At 37.9% G+C, this 3,494-nt stretch carries 1 protein-coding gene and 2 pseudogenes; all 3 read right to left on the bottom strand.

From position 1 onward, the window contains the following. Nucleotides 1–203, bottom strand: a pseudogene (locus B0A58_RS13910) (GNAT family N-acetyltransferase); the annotation flags it as partial. A 59-nt stretch (nucleotides 204–262) separates the two neighbouring features. Next, nucleotides 263–1,384, bottom strand: a complete 1,122-nt coding sequence (locus tag B0A58_RS13905) for a glycosyltransferase (protein WP_089081564.1) — start codon at nucleotides 1,382–1,384, stop codon at nucleotides 263–265. A 1-nt stretch (nucleotide 1,385) separates the two neighbouring features. Next, a pseudogene (locus B0A58_RS13900) lies at nucleotides 1,386–3,494 on the bottom strand (penicillin-binding protein 1C); the annotation flags it as partial.

The following is a 3,494-nucleotide window of genomic DNA, read 5'->3' as shown; positions in this document are numbered from 1 at the left end:
GTCCACAATTTGGTCGAAAACCAACAGCCCGTCAATCCTAAACAGGTTTGATTGTCAAATAGGGCTATTTGCGAGTAGCCGTTGGGCAACATGGCCTGCAAATGTTCCCGATATGTAGTCCTATTCATTTTAGGATAAAGTAATTGTATCAGTTCAAATTGTTCGAGCATCTCGTCGATAGTGGTCAGTTCTTGAATTGTCATGAAGTCTAATATTTGAAATTAATAAAAAGCAAAGGTATTCCAAATGGAGCAAATAGTATTTATGTTTTACATGAATAGGACACACCTTTCCAAGAAAATCGACCCCAAACGGCCATAAAACCGACATAGCTACAAAAAAACGGGTAAAACAAACTGCTCATAATAGGAAAAATCCATTTTTTTGTACCAATTGCCTTTGAGGTTTGAAGCAGCAACACCATATCAAAACTCCATTTGACTAAAAGCCAAATAAGCCATTGTTGCCAAGAATAATACCCAAAAATACAGCCAACAAAACTGCACACAAATCCAAAATTGGTAAGCAATACCACAACAGCAAGCTCTTTAGAAAACGGTATAGCATATCGGCTACTTTTGCTCCCCCATCTGATTCTTTGTTGTATCAAATTGTGCCATGATTTTTCGGACTTGGTTTGTACCAAAGCCGTTTTACTGTTCAAAAAACCTACTTTTTGTGGTTTGTTTTGTAACGCTTTTTGAAGCAAAAACACATCGTCGCCACTTGCCAAATCGGTGTTGCCCTCAAAACCATTGAGCGCTTCAAACCATTTTTTAGTATAAGCAAAATTGGCTCCATTGCACATAAAACCTTCCCCAATACCAAAACTACCAATAGTTGTCCCTTGCAAACTAAGCATGTCAATGTATTGAAAATGAGATAAAAAGGTAGATTGAGGTATTGTCAAAACTGGAGCAGCCACCATGCTTACCTCATGATTTTGTATATAAGTGTCAAATGTCAAAAGCCAGTTTGGTTGTACTATACAATCAGCATCGGTGGTTATAATCCATTGGTATTTTGCAATGGGTATGGCCTGCAAAATGGCCGATTTTTTTGGCGATTTCGAGAGTTTTACCCTATTCAAAAGTGTTGTTTGAATTAACCCGTTTGCCATTCGCCAATGATGATATGTTTCAGCCGAATGGTCTGTTGATTGATCGTTTATGGCAATAATTTCAAACAAATTTTTGGGATAATTTAGTTTAGAAAAAGAATCTAAAAGTTGGGGCAACAGCGCTGCCTCGTTTTTGAAAGGGACAATAATGGTAAATGTCGTTTTTGGCTCGGCAAATGAGATGGGAGCAAATTTTTTTATTTTTGAAAAACCAAAAATAAGCTGTACCATAAACAAGCCATAAAGGATTACTATAAAAATCATGCTATTCTTTTACAATGTTTATTTTTCTACTAATTTCGTTGCCCTGTGCATCCACAACGGTTATTTTATGCCAACCCGAAACGGGTTCTAAAGACATTTCATGAAATGTTTTGGTGGTTCCTTTAAACGCATCATCAACATACCAATACAATTCCATGTTGTTGTTGGAATGAGCCACTTTTACAATTACAGGTTGGATGTGGCTATTAAAATCTTTAGTTAAATAAATTTTAGTATTGTTTTTTGGATAAATAAAATCCATAGTTGTTGTTGCTAAACAATCTGCCCGAAATGGGGGTAATGCTTTGTAATCAATGTGCTGATTCTTGTAATACCACTCCATTACGGGGGGCAAAACAAAGTAACTTTTAGAAACAATATTATTTATGGCTTCGCAACTGGAATTGACTCTAAATTGTGCAGATTTGTCCAAATGTATAATTTTGTGATACGGACAAACAGTAGTAGATTTGCCTTTTGTAGGTACCCATTGCGTAACTTTCGGACAATGGTCTTGTGCCAAATGGCCGCTCGTACTACAAACCGTTACTTGAGTCAAATCGGCATAAGGAGTTTTAAACCATTTTTGTCTGGGCAACACATTAAAAATATCAAAAAGTAGTGGGGCAGCACTAGCAACTCCTGTTAGCAAAGGTCGGCCTTCGCCTGTAGCATTTCCTACCCAAACGCCCACAACATATCGGGCATTTGTTCCAATTGCCCAGGCATCTCTGTTTCCAAAACTGGTTCCTGTTTTCCAAGCCAATTGCAATGAGCTGTCATAAAATTTCCAGGCTTCGTCTCCTTCGGGTCTGTTTACTTCTTGCATGGCATGGTATGTAAGCCAAATGGCTCCTGCCCCTACAATATTTTTATGGGTTGTTTCGGTACCAAAATCAATAGATTTATCAAACACATACGTTAAATCAGCAAACTCTTTGGTACGGTATTTTCCATTCGATTTTTCAAAATAATTCAAANNAAAACAGCAGGAATATTTAACGATCTAGCCAAAGCCCTATCTGCCGGTACTGCACCATCATAAGTAAGATTAAAATTTTGTGGCGTATAACCCGCTATTTGCGTAGGAATATCGGGTGTTAAGGTATGTGGCAAAATGGCTCCATCGTCTAACATAGAGGCATATAAAAAAGGTTTCAATATGCTTCCTGTGCTTCGGGCAGCATGCACAATATCAACATCTTTTTGATGAAATCGATCGGTTGGTGTATTGCCAACATAGCTTAAAACTTGCCGATTCTGTACATCAATGACCAATACAGCCATATTGTGTACTTCGTTTTGCTTGTATTGGTTGTAATAATAACTAACCATTTGATTGACTCTGTTTTGCAACGCATAATCTATGGTTGTTTTTACACGCAAATCTCCTTCTTCGTGTGCTATATATTGCAAAAAATGTGGTGCAATTTGAGGCAATTGAAAAGGTTTTTGAGGCAATGGTTCTGTTAGGGCCAGTTGGTACGTTTGGTTATCAATAATATTATTTTGAAATAATTTTTGCAACAAACGATTTCTCTTGGTTTTTAATTTTTCTTGATTTTTTCCAGGGTAAATCAATCTTGGTGCATTGGGCAATACGGCCAATGTTGCACTTTCTGCCCACGACAATTGATGGGCACGAACCCCAAAATACCGCCATGATGCCATCTCTAGCCCTACTACATTGCCTCCAAAAGGGGCATGTGCAGCATATAAATCCAAAATGGCATTTTTGGAATACCCCAATTCTAATCGGGTTGCCAAAATAGCTTCCATTATTTTTTCTAAGTAATTTCTTTTGCTGCCTTTTCTAGACAAGCGAATGACTTGTTGGGTTATGGTACTGCCACCCCGTACTACTTTGCCCGCTTTTTGGTTTTGTTGCAACGCATGTACCATTGCTATGGGGTTGATGCCCAAATGGCGATAAAAATATTCGTCTTCATAATAAACTAAACAGTGTTTGAACTTTTGTGGCACACTGTCTTGTGTTGGAAATCGCCATTGCCCGTCAGACGCTATTTTGGCTCCCAATAATTCGCCTTCTCTACTTTCGATTACGGTAGAATAAGGCACAGAAAACAGGGTTTTTGGCAATGAAAAATAA

This window comes from Flavobacterium branchiophilum NBRC 15030 = ATCC 35035 (assembly GCF_002217205.1).
GTDB lineage: Bacteria > Bacteroidota > Bacteroidia > Flavobacteriales > Flavobacteriaceae > Flavobacterium > Flavobacterium branchiophilum.
This window is presented reverse-complemented; position numbering and strand designations above follow the sequence as displayed.